Below are 19251 nucleotides of genomic sequence, written 5' to 3'. Positions count from 1 at the left end.
TTTCACCCTCGCAGTGCTTTCCAACCTTTACCTGCCACGCTGACCACTGCCAGGACGACTGCGCCGGCGATGATCCCCGCCACCGCATTGAGCAGCGTTGGCATCAGCCACGCCAACGCGCCGGTGCTCTGGCTCACGGTTTCGATCCAGTGATGCACCACGGGCACGCCATGGGTGAGGATACCGCCACCAACCATGAACATCGCCGCCGTGCCGATCACCGACAAGCTCTTCATCATGTAGGGGGCCGCGCTCAGGATCGCGCCGCCAATACTGCGCGCCACCTGGCCCGGCTTCTGCGTCAGCCACAGCCCCAGGTCGTCGAGCTTGACGATACCGGCCACCAATCCATATACGCCGATGGTCATGACAATGGCGATACCCGACAGCACGATCACCTGCTGCGTGAGCTGCGCGTCGGCGACGATGCCGAGGGTGATGGCAATGATTTCGGCGGACAGAATGAAGTCGGTACGGATCGCGCCCTTGATCTTGTCTTTCTCGAACGCCACCAGATCGGTTGCCGGGTCGGCCACCGCTTCAGCCAACTGTGCGTGTTCGGCTTGATCTTCAGCCGTGCTGTGCAGGAATTTGTGCGCGAGCTTTTCGAAGCCCTCGAAACACAGATAGGCACCGCCAAGCATCAACAGTGGTATCACCGCCCAGGGTGCAAAGGCGCTGATCAACAGGGCCGTCGGCACCAGGATCAGCTTGTTGATAAACGAGCCCTTGGCCACCGCCCACACCACCGGGATTTCTCGCTCGGCGCGCACGCCGGAGACCTGCTGGGCGTTCAGTGCAAGGTCATCGCCCAGCACGCCCGATGTCTTCTTGGCGGCCATTTTTGTCATCAGCGCGACGTCATCGAGTACCGCCGCGATATCGTCAATCAACACCAACAAGCTGCTTCCTGCCATGAACCGGACTTCCGTTAGAGAGAGATGGCGCGAGCATAGCGCGGCGCAAGGCCTTGCGGGCAGATTGTTGAGGCTTGCGGATGGCCGGTGCTACCATGCGCAACCGCCTGTCATGGCAAGGAAACGTCTGGTTTATGAGCAGCATTCGCGAGCGCAACAAAGAAAAAATCCTGCGGGCGGCGAGCGAGGAGTTTGCCGACAAGGGCTTCGCCGCGACCAAAACCAGCGACATCGCCGCCAAGGCCGGGCTGCCCAAGCCCAACGTCTATTACTACTTCAAGTCCAAGGACAACCTTTACCGCGAGGTGCTCGAAAGCATTATCGAGCCGATCCTGGCCGCCTCCACGCCGTTCAACCCCGAAGGCGAGCCCAAGGAAGTATTGAGCAACTACATCCGCTCCAAAATCCGCATCTCCCGCGACCTGCCGTTCGCCTCCAAGGTGTTCGCCAGCGAAATCATGCACGGCGCCCCACACCTGAGCGCCGACCAGGTTGAGCAGCTCAACGCTCAGGCCAAGCACAATATCGACTGCATTCAGAGCTGGGTTGACCGTGGCCTGATCGCCGCGATCGACCCCAACCACCTGATGTTCAGCATCTGGGCAGCCACCCAGACCTATGCCGATTTCGACTGGCAGATCTCGGCGGTAACCGGCAAGGCCAAGCTGGATGAGGCCGATTATGAGGCGGCGGCGCAGACGATTATTCGGTTGGTGCTCAAGGGATGTGAGCCGGATTGATAGACCGCGGCGAGGCTATCGCAGGCAAGCCAGCTTCCACACGGATTTGCGCCGGACACAAAATGTAAAATGGTCACAATCCCCTGTGGGAGCGGGCTTGCCCGCGATAGCCTACTCACAGTCAGAACGATTCAAGCCGACACCCCCGCATCCGCCATCAACCCCACTCCCTCTATCGCCGTGATCGCACACTGCTCGTCAATATCGGACGTGTCCCCGCTGATCCCGATCGCACCCAGCACCATGCCGCTCTGATCCCGAATCAATACCCCACCCGGCGCCGGCACGACGCTGCCCTGCCCCAGGCTGTTCAACGCCGCGATAAACGCCGGGCGCTGTTGGGCGTCCAGCGCCAGCAAACGTGAACCCTTGCCCAGGGCAATGGCGCCCCAGGCCTTGCCGATGGCGATTTGCGGCCGTAGCAGGCTGGCGCCGTCTTCGCGTTGCAGGGTGACCAGGTGGCCGCCGCTGTCGAGCACGGCGATGGTCAGTGGCGCAGCCGAAATGGTGCGGCCTGCGGTAAGGGCCTGGGTGGCCAGTTGGGTGGCGAGTTTCAAGGTTAAAGCGCTCATGGGTGCCGTCCTTATCTTGTTATGGGTAACGCGGTGAGGTCTGTTTGATCAGATGCTCGATCACACAAATAGAACACAATGATGTTTATTTTTGTATACAATATTTTCCAACAAAGGCTCCACACGTCGAAAAAAGCGCTTCCGACGAACGCAAAGGTCAGTTTACGAAAGGCATTGACCAACGCCGCTCGCCGTGAATACACTTTGGACAGACACCACTTGTATACAATTACAAAACGCAAGAGGCACCAAAACCATGAGCAAAATGAGAGCAATCGAAGCCGCCGTCCTGGTGATGCGCCGTGAAGGTGTGGATACCGCCTTCGGTATCCCAGGCGCCGCGATCAACCCGCTGTATTCGGCCTTGCAGAAGGTGGGTGGCATCGATCACATCCTTGCTCGCCACGTTGAAGGCGCCTCGCACATGGCCGAGGGCTACACCCGTACCAAGGCCGGCAACATCGGCGTGTGCATCGGCACGTCGGGACCGGCGGGTACCGACATGGTCACCGGCCTGTACAGCGCCTCGGCCGACTCGATCCCGATCCTGTGCATTACCGGCCAAGCCCCCCGCGCCCGGATGCACAAGGAAGACTTCCAGGCCGTGGACATCACCAGCATCGTCAAGCCGGTGACCAAGTGGGCAACCACAGTGCTGGAACCCGGCCAAGTGCCTTACGCGTTCCAGAAGGCCTTCTATGAAATGCGCTCCGGCCGTCCCGGCCCGGTGCTGATCGACCTGCCGTTCGACGTACAGATGGCCGAGATCGAGTTCGACATCGACGCCTACCAGCCGCTGCCGCTGGCCAAGCCGCTGGCGACCCGTGTGCAAGTGGAAAAAGCCCTGGCTCTGCTCGACGCAGCCGAACGCCCATTGCTGGTGAGCGGTGGCGGCGTGATCAACGCCGACGCCAGCGAGTTGCTGGTGGAGTTCGCTGAGCTGACCGGCATCCCGGTGATCCCGACCCTGATGGGCTGGGGCACTATCCCGGACGACCACCCGCTGATGGTGGGCATGGTCGGCCTGCAAACCTCGCACCGCTACGGCAACGCGACGATGCTCAAGTCAGACGTGGTGCTGGGCATCGGCAACCGCTGGGCCAACCGTCACACCGGTTCGGTAGAGGTGTACACCGAAGGCCGTAAATTCATTCATGTCGACATCGAACCGACCCAGATTGGCCGCGTGTTCACACCGGACCTGGGCATCGTTTCCGACGCCGGCTCCGCGCTGACGATGTTCATTGAAGTGGCCCGCGAGTGGAAAGCCGCCGGCAAGCTCAAGGACCGCAGTGCCTGGTTGCATGACTGCCAACAACGCAAGGCCACCCTGCACCGCAAGACTCACTTCGACAACGTGCCGGTCAAGCCGCAACGCGTTTACGAAGAGATGAACCAGGTGTTCGGCAAAGACACCTGCTACGTCAGCACCATCGGCCTGTCGCAGATTGCCGGCGCGCAATTCTTGCATGTGTACAAGCCACGCCACTGGATCAACTGCGGCCAGGCTGGCCCACTGGGCTGGACCATTCCCGCAGCGCTGGGCGTGGTCAAGGCCGACCCGAGCCGAAAAGTGGTGGCCTTGTCGGGCGACTATGACTTCCAGTTCATGATCGAAGAACTGGCGGTGGGCGCGCAGTTCAAGCTGCCGTACATCCATGTGGTAGTGAACAACTCTTACCTGGGCCTGATCCGTCAGGCCCAGCGTGGGTTCGAGATGGACTACTGCGTGCAGCTGTCCTTCGACAACCTCAACGCCCCCGAACTCAACGGCTATGGCGTCGACCATGTGGCGGTTGCCGAGGGCTTGGGCTGCAAGGCTCTGCGTGTGTTCGAGCCAGGCCAGATCCAACCGGCCTTGCGCCGCGCCCAAGAGATGATCGAAGAATTCAAGGTGCCGGTGATCGTTGAGATTATTCTGGAGCGGGTGACCAATATTTCCATGGGCACCGAGATCAACGCCGTCAATGAATTCGAAGACCTGGCCCTGGTCGGCAACGACGCGCCGACTGCCATTTCCCTGCTCGATTAAGGAGAACCCTATGCCGCGCTTTGCTGCCAACCTGTCCATGCTGTTTACCGAACAGGATTTCCTTGCCCGCTTCAAAGCGGCTGCCGATGCCGGCTTCCAGGGCGTGGAGTACCTCTTCCCGTATGAGTTCAGCTCTGCCGACATCAAGGCGCAGTTGGACGCCAACGGCCTGACCCAGGTGTTGTTCAACCTGCCTGCAGGTGACTGGGCCAAGGGCGAGCGCGGCCTGGCTTGCCACCCGGACCGGGTCGAGGAGTTCCGTGCCGGGGTCAAACTGGCAATCGCCTATGCCCAGGTCTTGGGCAACACCCAGGTCAATTGCCTGGCGGGAATCCGGCCACAAGGCGTCGATGACGAGACCGTGGAAAAGACCTTTGTCGCCAACCTCAAGTACGCCGCCGAGAAGCTGCAAGCGGCGGGTATCAAGCTGGTGATGGAGATGATCAACACCCGCGACATTCCCGGCTTCTACCTCAACAACACGGCGCAGGCCCTGTCGATTCGCGAGCAAGTGGGCAGCGCCAATCTGTTCCTGCAATACGACATCTACCACATGCAAATCATGGAAGGCGACCTGGCGCGGACCATGGCGGCGCACCTCGGCGAGATCAATCACATTCAGCTGGCGGACAACCCTGGGCGCAACGAACCAGGTACCGGCGAGATCAACTACCGCTTCCTGTTCGAGCATCTGGACCGCATTGGTTACGCGGGTTGGGTCGGCTGTGAGTACAAGCCGTTGACCACTACCGAGGCGGGTTTGGGTTGGCTCAAAACCCACAACGCCATCTGACACAACACAAAACAAAACAATGTGGGAGCTGGCTTGCCTGCGATGCAGACACCTCGCTGTATCAGGCATACGGGGGTGATGCCATCGCAGGCAAGCCAGCGCACACACTAAAAGAGGTTTTTGATCATGGCTAAAATCGGATTTATCGGCACCGGCATCATGGGCCAACCCATGGCCGCCAACCTGCAGAAAGCAGGCCATCAACTGTTTCTCTCCGAACATCACGGCAAGGCTCCGGCTGAACTGATCAGCGCCGGCGCCGTGGCGCTGGCCAACCCGCAACAAGTGGCCCAGGAAGCCGAGTTCATCATCGTCATGGTGCCCGACACCCCACAAGTCGATGACGTGCTGTTTCGCGCCGACGGCGTGGCTGCGGGCCTGTCGCCGAACAAGGTGGTGATCGACATGAGCTCGATCTCCCCTACTGCGACCAAAGCATTCGCCGCCAAGGTCAACCAGGCCGGCGCGCATTACCTGGATGCCCCGGTGTCCGGTGGTGAAGTCGGTGCCAAGGCCGGCACCTTGAGCATCATGGTCGGCGGCGAACCGCAGACGTTCGAACGCGCGCTGCCGCTGTTCCAGAGCATGGGCAAAAACATCACCCTGGTAGGCGGCAATGGCGATGGCCAGACCGCCAAGGTGGCCAACCAGATCATCGTTGCCCTGAACATCCAGGCGGTGGCCGAAGCGTTGTTGTTCGCCTCCAAAAACGGCGCCGACCCGGCCAAAGTGCGTGAAGCGCTGATGGGTGGCTTTGCATCGTCCAAGATCCTGGAAGTGCACGGCGAGCGCATGATCAAGGGCACCTTCGATCCGGGCTTCCGTATCAACCTGCACCAGAAGGACCTGAACCTGGCCCTCGCCGGCGCCAAGGAACTGGGGATCAACCTGCCGAACACCGCCGGCACCCAGCAAGTGTTCAGCACCTGCACGGCACTTGGCGGCGGCAACTGGGACCACTCGGCACTGATCAAGGGCCTGGAGCATATGGCGAATTTCTCGATTCGCGATAAATAACCCACACCGCTGATCGTTCCCACGCTCCGCGTGGGAATGCCTCTTGTGACGCTCCGCGTCACGCTTTGGGCGCAGAGCGTCCCGGACTGCATTCCCACGCAGAGCGTGGGAACGATCGCAGAGCGTGGGAACGATCGCTGCACCTCTAATAACAAGAATCCCCCGGGAGCCCGCTTATGTCGGTCGATCCGCAACACCTGCTTCGCGAGCTGTTTGCCACAGCCATCGATGCCGCCCACCCCCGGCAAGTCCTTGAACCCTACCTGCCTGCCGACCGCAGTGGCCGTGTGATCGTGATCGGCGCCGGTAAAGCCGCGGCCGCCATGGCATTGGTCGTGGAAGATTGTTGGCAGGGCGAAGTCTCGGGCCTGGTGGTCACGCGCTATGGCCATGGCGCGCCATGCAAAAAAATCGAAGTGGTCGAAGCCGCCCACCCGGTTCCGGATGCGGCCGGCCTGGCCGTAGCCCAGCGCGTGCTGGAACTGATCAGCCATCTGGGTGAAGACGACCGTGTGATTTTCCTGCTCTCCGGCGGTGGCTCGGCACTACTCGCCCTGCCCGCCGAGGGCATCACCCTGGCGGACAAACAAGCCATCAACAAAGCCCTGCTTAAATCCGGCGCCACCATTGGCGAGATGAATTGCGTGCGCAAGCACCTCTCGGCCATCAAGGGCGGGCGCTTGGCCAAGGCTGCGTGGCCGGCCACGGTGTACACCTACGCGATCTCCGATGTACCGGGCGACCAGGCCACGGTGATTGCCTCGGGCCCGACCGTCGGTGACCCTAGCACCTCGCAACAGGCCCTGGCGATCCTCAAGCGTTACCACATCGACACCCCCGCTTCGGTGCGCAGTTGGTTGCAGAACCCGGCCTCGGAAACCGTCAAGCCTGGCGATCCGGTGCTTGCCCGCAGCCACTTCCAATTGATCGCCCGCCCGCAGCAATCCCTGGAAGCGGTGGCGGTCAAAGTGCGCCAGGCCGGTTTCAGCCCGCTGATCCTCGGTGATCTGGAAGGCGAAGCCCGCGATGTGGCCAAGGTACACGCCGGCATCGCCCGGCAGATCGTGCAGCACGGCCAGCCACTGGCGGCACCGTGCGTGATCCTTTCGGGGGGCGAAACCACCGTCACCGTACGCGGCAACGGCCGTGGCGGGCGCAATGCGGAATTCCTGCTCAGCCTCACCGACAGCCTCAAGGGCCTGCCCGGCGTGTACGCCCTGGCCGGCGATACCGATGGCATCGACGGTTCAGAAGACAACGCCGGCGCGATCATGACCCCCTGCAGCTACCGCCGTGCCGAAGCCCTGGGCTTGTCGGCCAGTGATGAGCTGGACAACAACAACGGCTACGGCTATTTCGCCGCCCTGGGCGACTTGATCGTCACCGAGCCGACGCGCACCAACGTCAACGACTTCCGCGCCATCCTGATCCTCGAGACTGCCAACCATGACGCCTGACAAGAAGGTCAAAATCCTCGCCACTCTGGGCCCGGCCACCGACGGTATCGACGATATCCGCGAGCTGGTGGAGGCCGGGGTAAATATCTTCCGTCTCAACTTCAGCCACGGCGACCACGCCGACCATGCCCAGCGCTACCAGTGGATTCGCCAGGTCGAGCGCCAGCTCAACTACCCGCTCGGTATCCTCATGGACCTGCAAGGGCCGAAGCTGCGGGTGGGACGCTTTGCCGAAGGCAAGGTGCAGCTCGTACGCGGCCAGGCCCTGCGCCTGGACCTGGATGAAACCCTGGGCGACCAACGCCGGGTCAACCTGCCCCACCCGGAAATCATCGCGGCCCTGGAGCCGGGTATGGACCTGCTGCTCGACGACGGCAAGCTGCGCCTGCGCGTAATCACCAAGCATGCCGATGCCATCGACACCACCGTGCTCAATGGCGGCGAACTGTCTGACCGCAAAGGTGTGAACGTCCCACAAGCGCTGTTGGAACTGAGCCCACTCACCACCAAGGACCGCCGCGACCTGAGCTTCGGCCTGGAGCTGGGTGTGGACTGGGTGGCGCTGTCGTTTGTGCAGCGCCCGGAAGACATCCGCGAAGCCCGCGAGCTGATCGGCGATAAAGCATTTTTGATGGCCAAGATCGAAAAGCCTTCGGCGGTGCAACGGTTGCGTGAAATCGCCGAACTGAGTGACGCGATCATGGTGGCCCGGGGTGATCTGGGCGTGGAAGTGCCGGCCGAGAGCGTGCCGCAGATCCAGAAAGACATCATCAGCACCTGCCGCCAACTGGGTAAGCCGGTGGTGGTGGCCACGCAGATGCTCGAATCCATGCGCTTCTCGCCGGCACCCACCCGCGCCGAAGTCACCGATGTCGCCAACGCGGTGGCCGAAGGTGCAGATGCGGTGATGCTGTCGGCGGAAACCGCCTCGGGCGAGTACCCGCTGGAAGCGGTGCAGATGATGAGCAAGATCATCCGCCAGGTGGAAAACGGCCCGGACTACCAGGCACAGCTGGATGTCAGCCGGCCCAAGGCAGATGCCACGGTGTCGGACGCCATCAGCTGCGCGATCCGCCGCATCAGCAGCATCCTGCCGGTGGCGGTGCTGGTGAACTACAGCGAGTCCGGCAGTTCCAGCTTGCGCGCGGCGCGGGAGCGGCCCGTGGCGCCGATCCTCAACCTCACACCCAACCTGTCCACGGCGCGGCGCCTGAGCGTGGCGTGGGGCGTGCACTCGGTGGTCAATGATCGGCTGCGCCAGGTGGATGAGGTGTGTTCCACCGCACTGGAAATTGCCCAGGCCCAGGGCATGGCGCAGCGTGGCGATACCTTGGTGATTACCGCAGGGGTGCCGTTCGGGCAGCCGGGGTCCACCAATTCGCTGCGTATAGAGACGCTGATTTAGCGCCTGTCAGGGCCTCATCGCGGGCAAGCCCGGCTCCCACATTTGATCGAGTTTGCATGTCGAACATCAATCAAATGTGGGAGCTGGCTTGCCTGCGATGAGGGCAACTCGGTCTTATTGACTCAACCCAAATGCACAACCCAACCTGCCCCGACTGGGCCGAAGCCCTGCTCAACGGCTTCAGCCAAATCTTCCTGCAGCGCCACCCGCTGTGCGGCCTGCTGTGCCTGCTGGCGATCCTGATCGGTGCCCCGGCCTTGCTTGGCGGTGCCTTGCTGGGGGGCGTCGCAGGGTTGCTCACGGCCCAGCGCCGGGGGTATCCCAAAGCCGAGCGCCAGGCCGGGCTGTATAGCTACAACGGCGTATTGCTGGGCCTGTTGATCAGCCAGCACTTTGCCTGGTCGGCGCTGGTGCCGCCGCTGATCCTGGCGTGCGGCGGCTTGAGTGCCATCCTCACTCGGCACTGGTTGAAACACGCGACCCAACCCCTGGATTTGCCAGCGTACACCGCGCCCTTTGTTGGCCTGGGCTGGTTGCTGCTCGGCCAGGCCCCGGAGAACACCCTTGCGCTGAGCGAGCCCGACACTGTCGCTGTACTGGCAGCACCCTTCACCGGCCTTGGGCAAATCATGCTGCTGGATCAGCCCCTGGCGGGTGTGCTGATCGCCCTGGGCTTGCTGCTGGCCGACCGTCGCGCCGTCGCGTGGGCCTTGGGCGGCGCCACTCTCGGCATGCTGGCCGGCCTGTGGTTGAACGACCCCACTGGCGCCCTGCTCGGCCTGCATAGCTATAACCCCGCGCTGGCCGCGCTGGCCCTGTGCTCGTCGCGTCGCCAGCCTTGGTTGCCACTGCTGGGTATCGGCCTGGCCATCCTGCTCACCCCTGGCTTTTGCGGCCTGCACCTGCCCGCGCTGACCGCGCCATTTATTCTCGCGTGCTGGCTGGTGCGCGCCGGTCAGCGAATGCTGCACAAGCCTCACATGGACAGCCCGTTCGAATCGCCCTAGGCTTGCTCGATATTCGTTTCAGGCAGGGTTTATGGACAGCAACAACGACTGGCGCCAGCGCCTCTACATCATGGTGTTCCAAAGCGACACCGTCGCCGGGCGGCGCTTTGACGGCATCCTGCTGCTGATCATCCTCGCCAGCCTGGTGATCGTGATGCTCGACAGCATCGACACAATCCATCAGAACTACGCCGACGTGCTGGCCTATATCGAGTGGGGCTTCACGCTGATCTTCGCCATCGAGTACGGCCTGCGCCTGTATTGCTCGCCCAAGCCGCTGCGCTATGCCTTCAGCTTTTATGGCTTGGTGGACCTGCTCGCCATCGTCCCCGGCATCCTCGCGCTGTACTACAGCGACGCCCAGTATCTGCTGATCATCCGCATCATCCGGATGCTGCGCATCTTCCGCGTGCTCAAGCTCAGCCCGTATCTCAAGCAGGCCAACTACCTGATGGCGGCGCTGCGCGGCAGCAAGCAGAAGATCGTGGTGTTCCTGGTCAGCGTGTGCACCCTGGTGACGGTGTTCGGCACCTTGATGTACGTGATCGAAGGCCCGGAACATGGCTTTACCAGTATCCCCAAGGGCATCTACTGGGCGATCGTCACCCTGACCACCGTGGGCTTCGGCGATATCGTGCCCAAGACGCCCCTGGGCCAGGTGATTTCTTCGCTGGTGATGATCACCGGTTACTCGATCATCGCCGTGCCGACGGGTATTTTTACCGCTGAACTGGCCAGTGCCATGCGCGGCGAACAGCTGCATACCGACTGCCCAGTGTGCAAGAAGGACAGCCATGAACCCAACGCCGCGTTTTGCGCGCGCTGTGGCAGCAATCTGTTTCGCAAACTGGAATAAGCAAAGTTCGTTTTAATCTTTAAAGCTCTATGCAGGCCCGGCTATAGTCGCTGGCAAATTGCCTCCCTCTTCTCGAACAACAAGGAATGAGCAGTGAAAAAAATCCTCAGCGCCTCTCTACTGGCCGCCGGCCTGGCCTTGGCGGGCTCCGCCCAGGCAGCGACCACCCTGCTCAACGTCTCCTACGACGTGATGCGCGACTTCTACAAGGACTACAACGCCGCTTTCCAGAAGCACTGGGCAGCCGAGCATCCGGACGACAAGCTGACGCTGCAGATGTCCTTCGGTGGCTCCAGCAAACAAGCGCGCTCAGTGATCGACGGCCTGCCCGCCGACGTGATCACCATGAACATGGCTACCGATATCAATGCCCTGGTCGACAACGGCAAGCTGGTGCCGGACAACTGGGTGACACGCTTGCCGAACAACAGTGCGCCATTCACCTCAGCCACGGTGTTTATTGTGCGCAAAGGTAACCCCAAGGCGTTGAAAGACTGGCCCGACCTGCTCAAGGACGGCGTGCAGGTAATCGTGCCCAACCCTAAGACCTCGGGTAACGGCCGCTACACCTATCTGTCGGCCTGGGGTTACGTGCTGAAGAACGGCGGCGATGAAGAAAAGGCCAAGACCTTCGTTGGCAAGTTGTTCAAGCAAGCGCCAGTGCTGGACACCGGTGGCCGCGCCGCCACCACCACCTTCATGACCAACCAGATTGGCGACGTGCTGGTGACCTTTGAAAACGAAGCAGAAATGATCGCCCGCGAGTTTGGCCGTGATCAGTTCGAAGTGGTCTATCCAAGCGTTTCCGCCGAAGCCGAACCGCCGGTGTCGGTGGTGGATAAAGTGGTCGAGAAAAAAGGCAGCCGTGCCGTGGCCGAGGACTACCTCAAGTATCTGTGGTCGCCCGAAGGCCAGGAAATTGCGGCCAACAACTACCTGCGCCCACGGGACCCGAAGGTGCTGGCAAAGTACACCGACCGGTTCCCCAAGGTGGACTTCCTGTCGGTGGAGAAGACCTTCGGCGACTGGCGCACAGTGCAAAAGACCCATTTCAATGATGGCGGGGTGTTTGACCAGATCTACTCTGGCCAATAACCCATCTGACTGAATCAACTCGGTCAAACCTGTGGGAGCTGGCTTGCCTGCGAAAGCGATCTATCAGTCATATTTCTGGTGACTGGTGCACCGCCATCGCAGGCAAGCCAGCTCCCACTTTTTTGCGTAGGGCAGATGTGTCTGAATGTATCATCAGCCGGCATAAGTGATATCACCACAAGCAGCCTACTCACTTGAGAGCCTTGTCTTTACTCTCTCACGCCATCGTCCTTCGCCTTTATGAGTACACCATGAACGCAACCTCTCACGCTGCAGGCACCATGACCCGGGGCATGGTCATGCTGTTCGCGTTTTGCTGCGGCGCCATCGTCGCCAACATCTACTACGCGCAACCGATCATCGAGCTGATTGCCCCAGACATTGGCCTGACGCCGGCAATGGCCAGCCTGATCGTGTCCCTCACGCAAATCGGCTATGCCCTGGGCCTGTTTTTCCTGGTGCCTCTGGGCGACCTGCTGGAAAACCGCAAGCTGATGATCACCACCACCGTCGTGGCGATCGCCAGCCTGTTGGGTGCGGCGTTTATCGAACAGCCGAACCTGTTCTTGCTGGTGTCGCTGCTGATCGGTTTCAGTTCCGTCTCGGTGCAGATCCTGATTCCGCTGGCCGCACACCTGGCGCCGGCCGAATCCCGGGGCCGGGTGGTCGGCAGCATCATGGGCGGCCTGCTGCTGGGCATCCTGCTGGCACGGCCGGTGTCGAGCGTGGTGGCCGACCACTTCGGTTGGCGTGCGATGTTCATGGCGGCCGCCGCACTGATGGCGTTTATCAGCGTGGTGCTGATGCTGACAATCCCCAAGCGCCAGCCCGATCACAGTGCCAGCTACGGCCAGTTGCTGCGCTCCCTGGGCACCCTGTTGCGTGAGCAACCGCTGTTGCGCCAGCGGGCGTTCTACCAGGGTTGCATGTTCGCCGCCTTCAGCCTGTTCTGGACTGCCGTACCACTGGAACTGGCGCGTAACCACGGCCTGAGCCAAAGCGAAATCGCACTGTTTGCCCTGGTCGGTGCCCTTGGCGCCATCGCCGCGCCCATGGCCGGTCGCCTGGCCGATGCCGGCCATACCCACCGCGCCTCGTTGCTGGCGATGCTGTTTGGCGCGCTGAGTTTCCTCCCGGCGTTGGTACACCCGCTCTACAGCGTGATCGGCCTGGCAGTCACCGGTGTGGTTCTGGACTTCTGCGTGCAGATGAATATGGTCCTCGGCCAGCGCGCCATCTACGCCCTCGATGCCAACAGCCGCAGCCGCCTGAACGCGCTGTACATGACCAGCATTTTTATCGGCGGTGCGTTCGGTTCGGCGATTGCCAGCAGCGTGTATGAACATGGCGGCTGGTTGGCCGTCATGCTGGTGGGCAGCGCATTTGCGCTAGTGGCCTTGTTGCGCTTCCTGAGTGCGTCACGTAAAGCCGCGTTGGCCACTGCCCAAGCGTCCTGACGGGGCCTTCGGCGCATAAAAACGTTTCACAACGCACAACGGGGCGGGACTTAATCAATCATTGAGTAAGTCCCGCCCCGCGTTGCGTCAAACAATCGCGCCCCCTGCCGCCCCTGTATAGTGCTCAACGAAGTTCAGCGCTACCTTGCCGTCGCGTGCCATTTGCGACAGGTCGATCTTGTCTTTCTCCGTATTGAAGTCCACCAACAAGTCGGCATGGGTGCGTATTGAGAAATATGAGCTCCGTCTCCGGGTTTTATCTGGGCGCTGGCATTACCCATGCACTACTGGGTCAGGTGTTCACGCTGTGCCCGTGCTCCAGGCAACACAGCAAGCGTTCGACGGTATGCGCCAACGGGCCGGAATTATCCAATACGAACAACCCCGCGCCATGACCGGCAATCAATTCGGCAGTGAACCGCGCATTGCGCGCGAGGCGCTCCTCGATATCCGCCAATGACTCCCGCCCACGCGCAATCAGACGCTGGCGCAGCACCGCTTGGTCCACCGTCAGCAGCAATACCAGCAAGGTCGGATAACGCTCACGGGTTTGCGCCAGGTGCGCACGGGAACCGTTGACCAGAACGTCGTCCCCCGCGGCCAGCCAACCGTCGATTTCCCTGGGGATGCCGTAGGACAAGCCATTAGCCTGCCAGCTCAAGGCAAATGCGCCCTCGGCCTCCATGGCCGCAAACTGCTCGGGGCTCACACCTTGCGCCGCTTCGCCCACCGCCTCCGCGGACCGAGTGATCACCCGTCGCACCATGCGGCACCCACGCTCAACCAGACGTGGGCGTGCGGCATCCAGCAGACTGTCTTTGCCCGAACCCGATGGCCCGATGAGATAGATCAACCTGCCTGCCATTAAAAACCCTCTTCGCTTGTCCCCAGACAGGTGCATCCCCGGGACCACTGCGCAGCGCCTGGTTTGCACCCGGGCGGCCACGTCGTAATAGTCGTAGGAAAGTATACCTAGCAATCCTTCCCACGCCAGGCCAGCGATAGCCACATCACTACAGCGCACTGCGCATTCGGCGCATGCGTCGGGCTTTAATTGCTTGGCCCTACCGTGATCTACACAGTGCGTTTGAAAGCCATGAAAAAGGCGACCCTCAGGCCTAATGCCAGTCAGTTAAGAGCTAGAGCAGACAACCAGTGACTTGTGGCGAGGGAGCTTGCTCCCGCTGGACTGCGTAGCAGTCCCATTTTTGGGGCCGCTTCGCGCCCCAGCGGGAGCAAGCTCCCTCGCCACAGTTACCGATTCTGTCTTAACTGACTGGCATTAACCCTCAGGCCGCCTTTTGTCATTGCGCGTACTGCTTGCTCAACCCCGGCGGCACGCCTTGCACGTTGGTCTCTTCCCATGGCCCGTTGGGGCTGATGGAGCGGCTCCAGCCGTTGCTCCAACGGTAGTAAGTGCGCTGGCGGTAGAAGGTGTCAGGCTGATCGTCGAGCACGTACACCTGCATCTTGCCGTCCCAGTGGCTGGCGGCGCCCGGCGGTGGGGCAAAGGTCGGCGACTTGCTTGGCAGGGGTTTGGCCGGTGGCGTCACCGGGCCGGAAGGTTTGGTGCTGGGCTTGGTGTTCGGCTGGGTCGAGGGGCCAGACGGTGGAATAGTCGGGCCGGTCGGCGCCGGAGGTGGGCGGTGGACCGCACAGGCGCTCAGGCCGAGTACCAGGCTGAGCAAGGTGATGCGTGCAAATGCGGTCATGGGTGTGTCCTCAGAATTACTGGTCCGGAGTGTCGATGGTCAGTTGCTGCAACGCAGTGGTGCTGCTGGCCAACGGTTGGCTGCGGCCGATCCATTCGCCAGTGGTCGGTTGGCCGGCCCGGGATATGCGCGCAACCAGTTGGACTTCGGGGAAGTTGGACAGTTTCAACTGCGGCATCATCGCGTCGGCATCGCCCAGTTCGACGGTGACCGGCAATGCGTCGACGGTCACACGCTTGGCAGCCAAGGGCGCCGGGGGGCCGTTTACGGCGCGGGCAAAGATGAACACGCTGTCGCCTGGCAGGACGTTGGCCTTCACTTCGGCAGATAAGTCCACCCGCACGGTCAGTAGCGCCTTGGGCGCCTGGGCGACGCTGCCACCGCTCTCCTTGAGCTTCTCTGCCGCGCGATCAATCCCGCCTTGCAGGGCGACACGGGAATTGTCTTCTGGCGGCAGTTGCGCGAGCAGGCGGTTCCAGTAGTCGATGGCTTCCTGATAACGCTGGCCCTCAAAGGCAGCGATACCCAACAGGCCAAGACTGGTGACTTCCTTGGGATCGAGCTTCAAGGCTTCGTCGGTCAGCGCCTGAACCTGAGGCGACCATTGTTTGTTGTCAGCAAAGTACTGCGCCTGGGCCCATTGCCCGAGCAGTTCCGGTTGGCGCCCGGCCAACGCAACCGTACGTTCAAAGACTTTGGCGGCATCGCCGGCACGGTCTTGGGCCATATAGGCGCGCCCAAGGAAGTACAAACCTTCTGCCGAATCCGGTTGTGCAGCGGCGGCGCGTTCCAGGCGGCGGGTCATGTCGGCCATGGACACCGGCGGTTGGGAAAACTCACGGGTCAGTTCAACCTTGTCGCTCGCGCCATAATGCAGGTACAGCGCAACGCCCAGCACAGGCACCAGAAACGCCGCCAAAAACGGCAGCGGTTTGCCTAACCGCGATTCGCGGGGCTTTTCCACACCTTCAGTGTCGGCCAGCAACTCACGGGCCGCTTCGGCGCGGCCGGTGTCGAGCTGCGCGGTATTCAACACACCTTCGTCCTGCTGCGCTTGCAGCTCGGCGACGCGTTCCTGGTACAGCGCCACGTTCAACGCGGTGCGATCCTCTTCACGCTGGGCACGACGGCCACGCAACACAGGGATCAACAGGAAACTCAGGGCAATCAGTAGCAGCAAACCGGCTGCGAGCCAGAAATCAATCATCAGTCTTGGTGTCCAGCAATTGGTCGAGGCGTTTACGCTCTTCAGGGGACAGCGCATCGGCGCCATCAATCGGTGCGACACGGCGCCGACGCACGATCACGGCCATTACCACCACACCGGCCAGCAGCAGCCCGGCCGGGCCAAACCACAGCAGCGCGGTCTTGCCGGTGAGTGCCGGTTTGTAGCGTACGAAATCACCGTAGCGGTCGACCATGAAGTCGATGATCTGCTGGTCGTCCTTGCCCTCCCCCAGCATGCGGAAAATCTCTCTGCGCAGGTCGGTGGCGATCGGGGCGTTGGAGTCGGCGATGTCCTGGTTCTGGCATTTGGGGCAGCGCAGTTCCTTGGTCAGGTCGCGGAAACGCTCACGCTGCGCGTCGTTGGCGAATTCATAGGTGTCGATGGCGGCGTGGGCCACGCCGGCCAGGCCCAGGGCTAAAACGGCAGCGGTCAACCAACGCTTCATGGCTTGGCCTCATCGACCAGGGCCTGGTACTTGGCGGCCAGTTGCTCACGCCACACCGTTTCGTCGATCACACCGACGTACTTGTCGCGGATCACACCTTTGGCGTCGATGAAGAAAGTTTCCGGCGCGCCGTACACACCCAGGTTCAATCCCAGGTTGCCGTCTTCGTCGCGGATATCCAGCTGGTACGGGTTATGAAATTCCGCCAACCACTTCAAGGCCGACGCATTGTCGTCCTTGTAGTTGATGCCGTAGATCACCACACCCTTCTCGGCCAGCTTGTTCAGCACCGGGTGTTCGACGCGGCAAGAGATGCACCAGGTGGCCCACACGTTGACCAGCGCCGGCTTGCCCTGCAAGTCTGCCTGGGTCAGGGTCTTGTCACCCTGCACCGTTGGCAGGTTGAAGGCGGGGAACGGCTTGCCAATCATCGCCGAAGGCAGCTCGGCAGGGTCCAGGTACAACCCGCGATACAGGAACACCGCCACCAGCAGGAACAACGCCAGCGGCACAACCATCAACCAACGCTTCATACCGCAGCTCCCGAAAGGCCAAGCGCTTCACGCACCCGGCTCTTGACCTTGACCCGATAGCGCCGGTCCAGCGCTGCGAGCAACCCGCCGAACCCGGTGAGCAAACCGCCGAACCAGATCCAGCGCACGAAGGGTTTGACATGCACGCGCACGGCCCAGGCCCCGTCGCCCAAGGGTTCACCGAGGGCCACATACAGGTCACGGGTGAAACCGGCGTCGATACCAGCCTCGGTCATCATCGAACTCTGCACGGTGTACAGGCGTTTCTCCGGGTGCAGCACGGCGATTTCCTTGCCATTGCGCACTACGCGCACCGTGCCTTTGTCGGAAGTGAAGTTCGGCCCTTCGAAGTGCTTGGCACCTTCGAAGATGAAGTGGTAACCGGCCAGGTCCATGGACTCGCCCGGCGCCAGGCGCAGGTCGCGCTCGGCGCTGTTCTGGCTGGACAGCACTACCCCAAGGGCGCACACCGCGATACCAATGTGGGCGATCTGCATGCCCCAATAGCTGCGGGTCAGGGTGGGCAGGCCCTTGAGCAAACCCTTGTGGCGCGTTTTGTCGACGATGTCCCGCGCCCCCGCGAGCAACACCCAGGCTGCCAGCAGGAACGTCGCGAGTACCGCCCAATTGAAGTCGCCGTAGGCAAACCCGGCGATCACCGCCAGGGCCACGCTGCCGAGCAGCACCGGCATCAGCATGCCCGCCAGCCATTTCACCGGGGTGTCTTTCCAGCGCACCAGCACGCCGACCGCCATCACCACCATCAACAGGCCCATCAGCGGGATGAACAACGCATTGAAGTACGGCGGCCCCACGGACAGCTTGGCGCCGCTCAAGGCGTCCAGCACCAGCGGGTAGAGGGTGCCGAGCAGGATCATCGACGCGGCTACCACCAGCACCAGGTTATTGCCCAACAACAGGGTTTCCCGCGACCACAGGTTGAAACCGACCTGGCTCTTGACCACCGGTGCGCGCAGGGCAAACAGGGTGAGCGAGCCGCCGACGACAAACAGCAGGAAGATCAGGATGAACACGCCGCGCTCAGGGTCTGAGGCAAACGCATGCACCGAGGTCAGCACGCCCGAGCGCACCAGGAAAGTGCCGAGCAGGCTGAGGGAAAACGCCGCGATGGCGAGCAGTACCGTCCAGCTCTTGAACACGCCACGTTTTTCGGTGACGGCCAGGGAGTGAATCAGCGCGGTACCCACCAGCCACGGCATGAAGGAGGCGTTTTCCACTGGGTCCCAGAACCACCAGCCGCCCCAGCCGAGTTCGTAGTAGGCCCACCATGAGCCCAGGGTGATACCGATACCGAGGAAGGCCCAGGCAACGATGGTCCATGGCCGTGACCAGCGCGCCCAGGCGGCGTCGAGACGCCCGCCGAGCAAGGCGGCGATGGCAAACGCGAAGGCCACGGAGAACCCCACATAACCCATGTAGAGCATCGGCGGGTGCACGATCAGGCCGATATCCTGCAGCAACGGGTTGAGGTCGTGACCGTCCACCGGGATCTGCGGCAGGATGCGGGTGAACGGGTTGGAGGTCATGATCAGGAACAGCAGGAAGCCGATGCTGATCATGCCCATCACCGCCAGCACCCTCGCCAGCATCACTTGCGGCAATTGGCGCGAGAACACCGAGACGGCGAAGGTCCAGCCGCCGAGGATCAAGGCCCACAACAGCAATGAACCTTCGTGGGCACCCCACACGGCGCTGAACTTGTAGTACCAGGGCAAAGCGCTGTTGGAGTTGTTGGCAACGTAGGCAACCGAGAAATCGTCGGTCATGAAGGCGTAGGTCAGGCACCCAAAGGCGAACAGCAAGAACGCAAACTGGCCCCAGGCGGCCGGCTGCGCCAGGCTCATCCACAGGCGGTCGCCGCGCCAGGCACCGAGCAAGGGCACCACGGCCTGGACCACGGCAAAGCACAGCGCGAGGATCATCGCCAACTGGCCCAGCTCCGGAATAAACAGTGCGGACGTCAT

At 61.9% G+C, this 19251-nt stretch carries 19 protein-coding genes; 10 read left to right on the top strand and 9 right to left on the bottom strand.

The window, feature by feature from the left end:
• Positions 1-2: 2 nt before the first annotated feature.
• A complete protein-coding gene (locus tag AC1RAC_RS12860) occupies positions 3-917 on the bottom strand; it encodes a DUF808 domain-containing protein (RefSeq protein ID WP_492616632.1) in 915 nt (304 codons plus the stop codon).
• A 134-nt stretch (positions 918-1051) separates the two neighbouring features.
• On the opposite strand from AC1RAC_RS12860, the gene AC1RAC_RS12855 reads away from it, so the two are divergent.
• Positions 1052-1657 carry a TetR/AcrR family transcriptional regulator gene (locus AC1RAC_RS12855; RefSeq protein WP_032897537.1) on the top strand — a complete coding sequence of 202 codons (606 nt, stop codon included), beginning with the start codon at positions 1052-1054 and terminating at the stop codon, positions 1655-1657.
• Between the two features lie 131 nt (positions 1658-1788).
• Here the strand turns inward: AC1RAC_RS12855 and AC1RAC_RS12850 are convergent, their stop codons facing one another.
• On the bottom strand, positions 1789-2229 hold the full coding sequence (locus tag AC1RAC_RS12850; RefSeq protein ID WP_020302584.1) for a GlcG/HbpS family heme-binding protein: 441 nt from the start codon (positions 2227-2229) through the stop codon (positions 1789-1791).
• A 256-nt stretch (positions 2230-2485) separates the two neighbouring features.
• Here AC1RAC_RS12850 and gcl point away from each other — a divergent pair, with 256 nt between their 5' ends.
• The 9 genes from gcl to AC1RAC_RS12805 all read left to right on the top strand — a co-directional run bounded on the left by gcl (position 2486) and on the right by AC1RAC_RS12805 (position 13348).
• Complete coding sequence (gcl, locus tag AC1RAC_RS12845; RefSeq protein WP_492616631.1) at positions 2486-4261, top strand: glyoxylate carboligase; 1776 nt, start codon at positions 2486-2488, stop codon at positions 4259-4261.
• 10 nt (positions 4262-4271) lie between these two features.
• On the top strand, positions 4272-5054 hold the full coding sequence (hyi, locus tag AC1RAC_RS12840) for a hydroxypyruvate isomerase (protein WP_014717718.1): 783 nt from the start codon (positions 4272-4274) through the stop codon (positions 5052-5054).
• A 126-nt stretch (positions 5055-5180) separates the two neighbouring features.
• Positions 5181-6071: a 2-hydroxy-3-oxopropionate reductase gene (locus tag AC1RAC_RS12835; RefSeq protein WP_198790738.1), complete on the top strand. Its 891-nt coding sequence runs from the start codon at positions 5181-5183 to the stop codon at positions 6069-6071.
• Between the two features lie 176 nt (positions 6072-6247).
• The gene (locus AC1RAC_RS12830; RefSeq protein ID WP_197901431.1) at positions 6248-7528 is read left to right on the top strand and encodes a glycerate kinase type-2 family protein; all 1281 of its coding nucleotides are present in this window, start codon (positions 6248-6250) and stop codon (positions 7526-7528) included.
• Positions 7518-8933 carry a pyruvate kinase gene (gene pyk / locus AC1RAC_RS12825; protein WP_034127184.1) on the top strand — a complete coding sequence of 472 codons (1416 nt, stop codon included), beginning with the start codon at positions 7518-7520 and terminating at the stop codon, positions 8931-8933. The genes AC1RAC_RS12830 and pyk overlap by 11 nt, the downstream gene beginning before the upstream one ends.
• A gap of 131 nt (positions 8934-9064) precedes the next feature.
• Positions 9065-9940: an urea transporter gene (locus AC1RAC_RS12820; protein WP_054920108.1), complete on the top strand. Its 876-nt coding sequence runs from the start codon at positions 9065-9067 to the stop codon at positions 9938-9940.
• A gap of 31 nt (positions 9941-9971) precedes the next feature.
• Positions 9972-10796 carry an ion transporter gene (locus AC1RAC_RS12815; protein ID WP_014717713.1) on the top strand — a complete coding sequence of 275 codons (825 nt, stop codon included), beginning with the start codon at positions 9972-9974 and terminating at the stop codon, positions 10794-10796.
• Between the two features lie 93 nt (positions 10797-10889).
• Entirely contained in the window at positions 10890-11891 is a 1002-nt protein-coding gene (locus AC1RAC_RS12810; RefSeq protein WP_034127182.1) for a sulfate ABC transporter substrate-binding protein, read from the top strand.
• A gap of 251 nt (positions 11892-12142) precedes the next feature.
• On the top strand, positions 12143-13348 hold the full coding sequence (locus AC1RAC_RS12805) for an MFS transporter (RefSeq protein ID WP_054898370.1): 1206 nt from the start codon (positions 12143-12145) through the stop codon (positions 13346-13348).
• An 87-nt stretch (positions 13349-13435) separates the two neighbouring features.
• Here AC1RAC_RS12805 and AC1RAC_RS12800 read toward each other — a convergent pair whose 3' ends face one another.
• The 7 genes from AC1RAC_RS12800 to AC1RAC_RS12770 all read right to left on the bottom strand — a co-directional run bounded on the left by AC1RAC_RS12800 (position 13436) and on the right by AC1RAC_RS12770 (position 19251).
• Positions 13436-13576: a M10 family metallopeptidase C-terminal domain-containing protein gene (locus AC1RAC_RS12800; RefSeq protein WP_089042702.1), complete on the bottom strand. Its 141-nt coding sequence runs from the start codon at positions 13574-13576 to the stop codon at positions 13436-13438.
• Between the two features lie 64 nt (positions 13577-13640).
• Positions 13641-14213, bottom strand: coding sequence for a phosphonate metabolism protein/1,5-bisphosphokinase (PRPP-forming) PhnN (gene phnN, locus AC1RAC_RS12795; RefSeq protein ID WP_089042701.1), 573 nt, complete (start codon positions 14211-14213; stop codon positions 13641-13643).
• Between the two features lie 439 nt (positions 14214-14652).
• A complete protein-coding gene (locus AC1RAC_RS12790; protein WP_034127179.1) occupies positions 14653-15060 on the bottom strand; it encodes a lipoprotein in 408 nt (135 codons plus the stop codon).
• A 16-nt stretch (positions 15061-15076) separates the two neighbouring features.
• Complete coding sequence (gene ccmI / locus AC1RAC_RS12785) at positions 15077-16267, bottom strand: c-type cytochrome biogenesis protein CcmI (protein ID WP_054920117.1); 1191 nt, start codon at positions 16265-16267, stop codon at positions 15077-15079.
• Positions 16260-16733, bottom strand: coding sequence for a cytochrome c-type biogenesis protein (locus AC1RAC_RS12780; RefSeq protein WP_020301388.1), 474 nt, complete (start codon positions 16731-16733; stop codon positions 16260-16262). Before AC1RAC_RS12780 ends, ccmI begins: the two co-directional genes overlap by 8 nt.
• Positions 16730-17266 (bottom strand): DsbE family thiol:disulfide interchange protein, encoded by a 537-nt coding sequence (locus AC1RAC_RS12775; protein WP_057976695.1) that lies wholly within the window; start codon positions 17264-17266, stop codon positions 16730-16732. Before AC1RAC_RS12775 ends, AC1RAC_RS12780 begins: the two co-directional genes overlap by 4 nt.
• A complete protein-coding gene (locus AC1RAC_RS12770) occupies positions 17263-19251 on the bottom strand; it encodes a heme lyase CcmF/NrfE family subunit (protein ID WP_032892675.1) in 1989 nt (662 codons plus the stop codon). Before AC1RAC_RS12770 ends, AC1RAC_RS12775 begins: the two co-directional genes overlap by 4 nt.

It is taken from the genome of Pseudomonas sp. GW823-FHT02F05 (assembly GCF_058797315.1).
The sequence above is the reverse complement of the archived record's forward strand: the minus strand, read 5'-3'. Positions and strand labels throughout refer to the sequence as shown.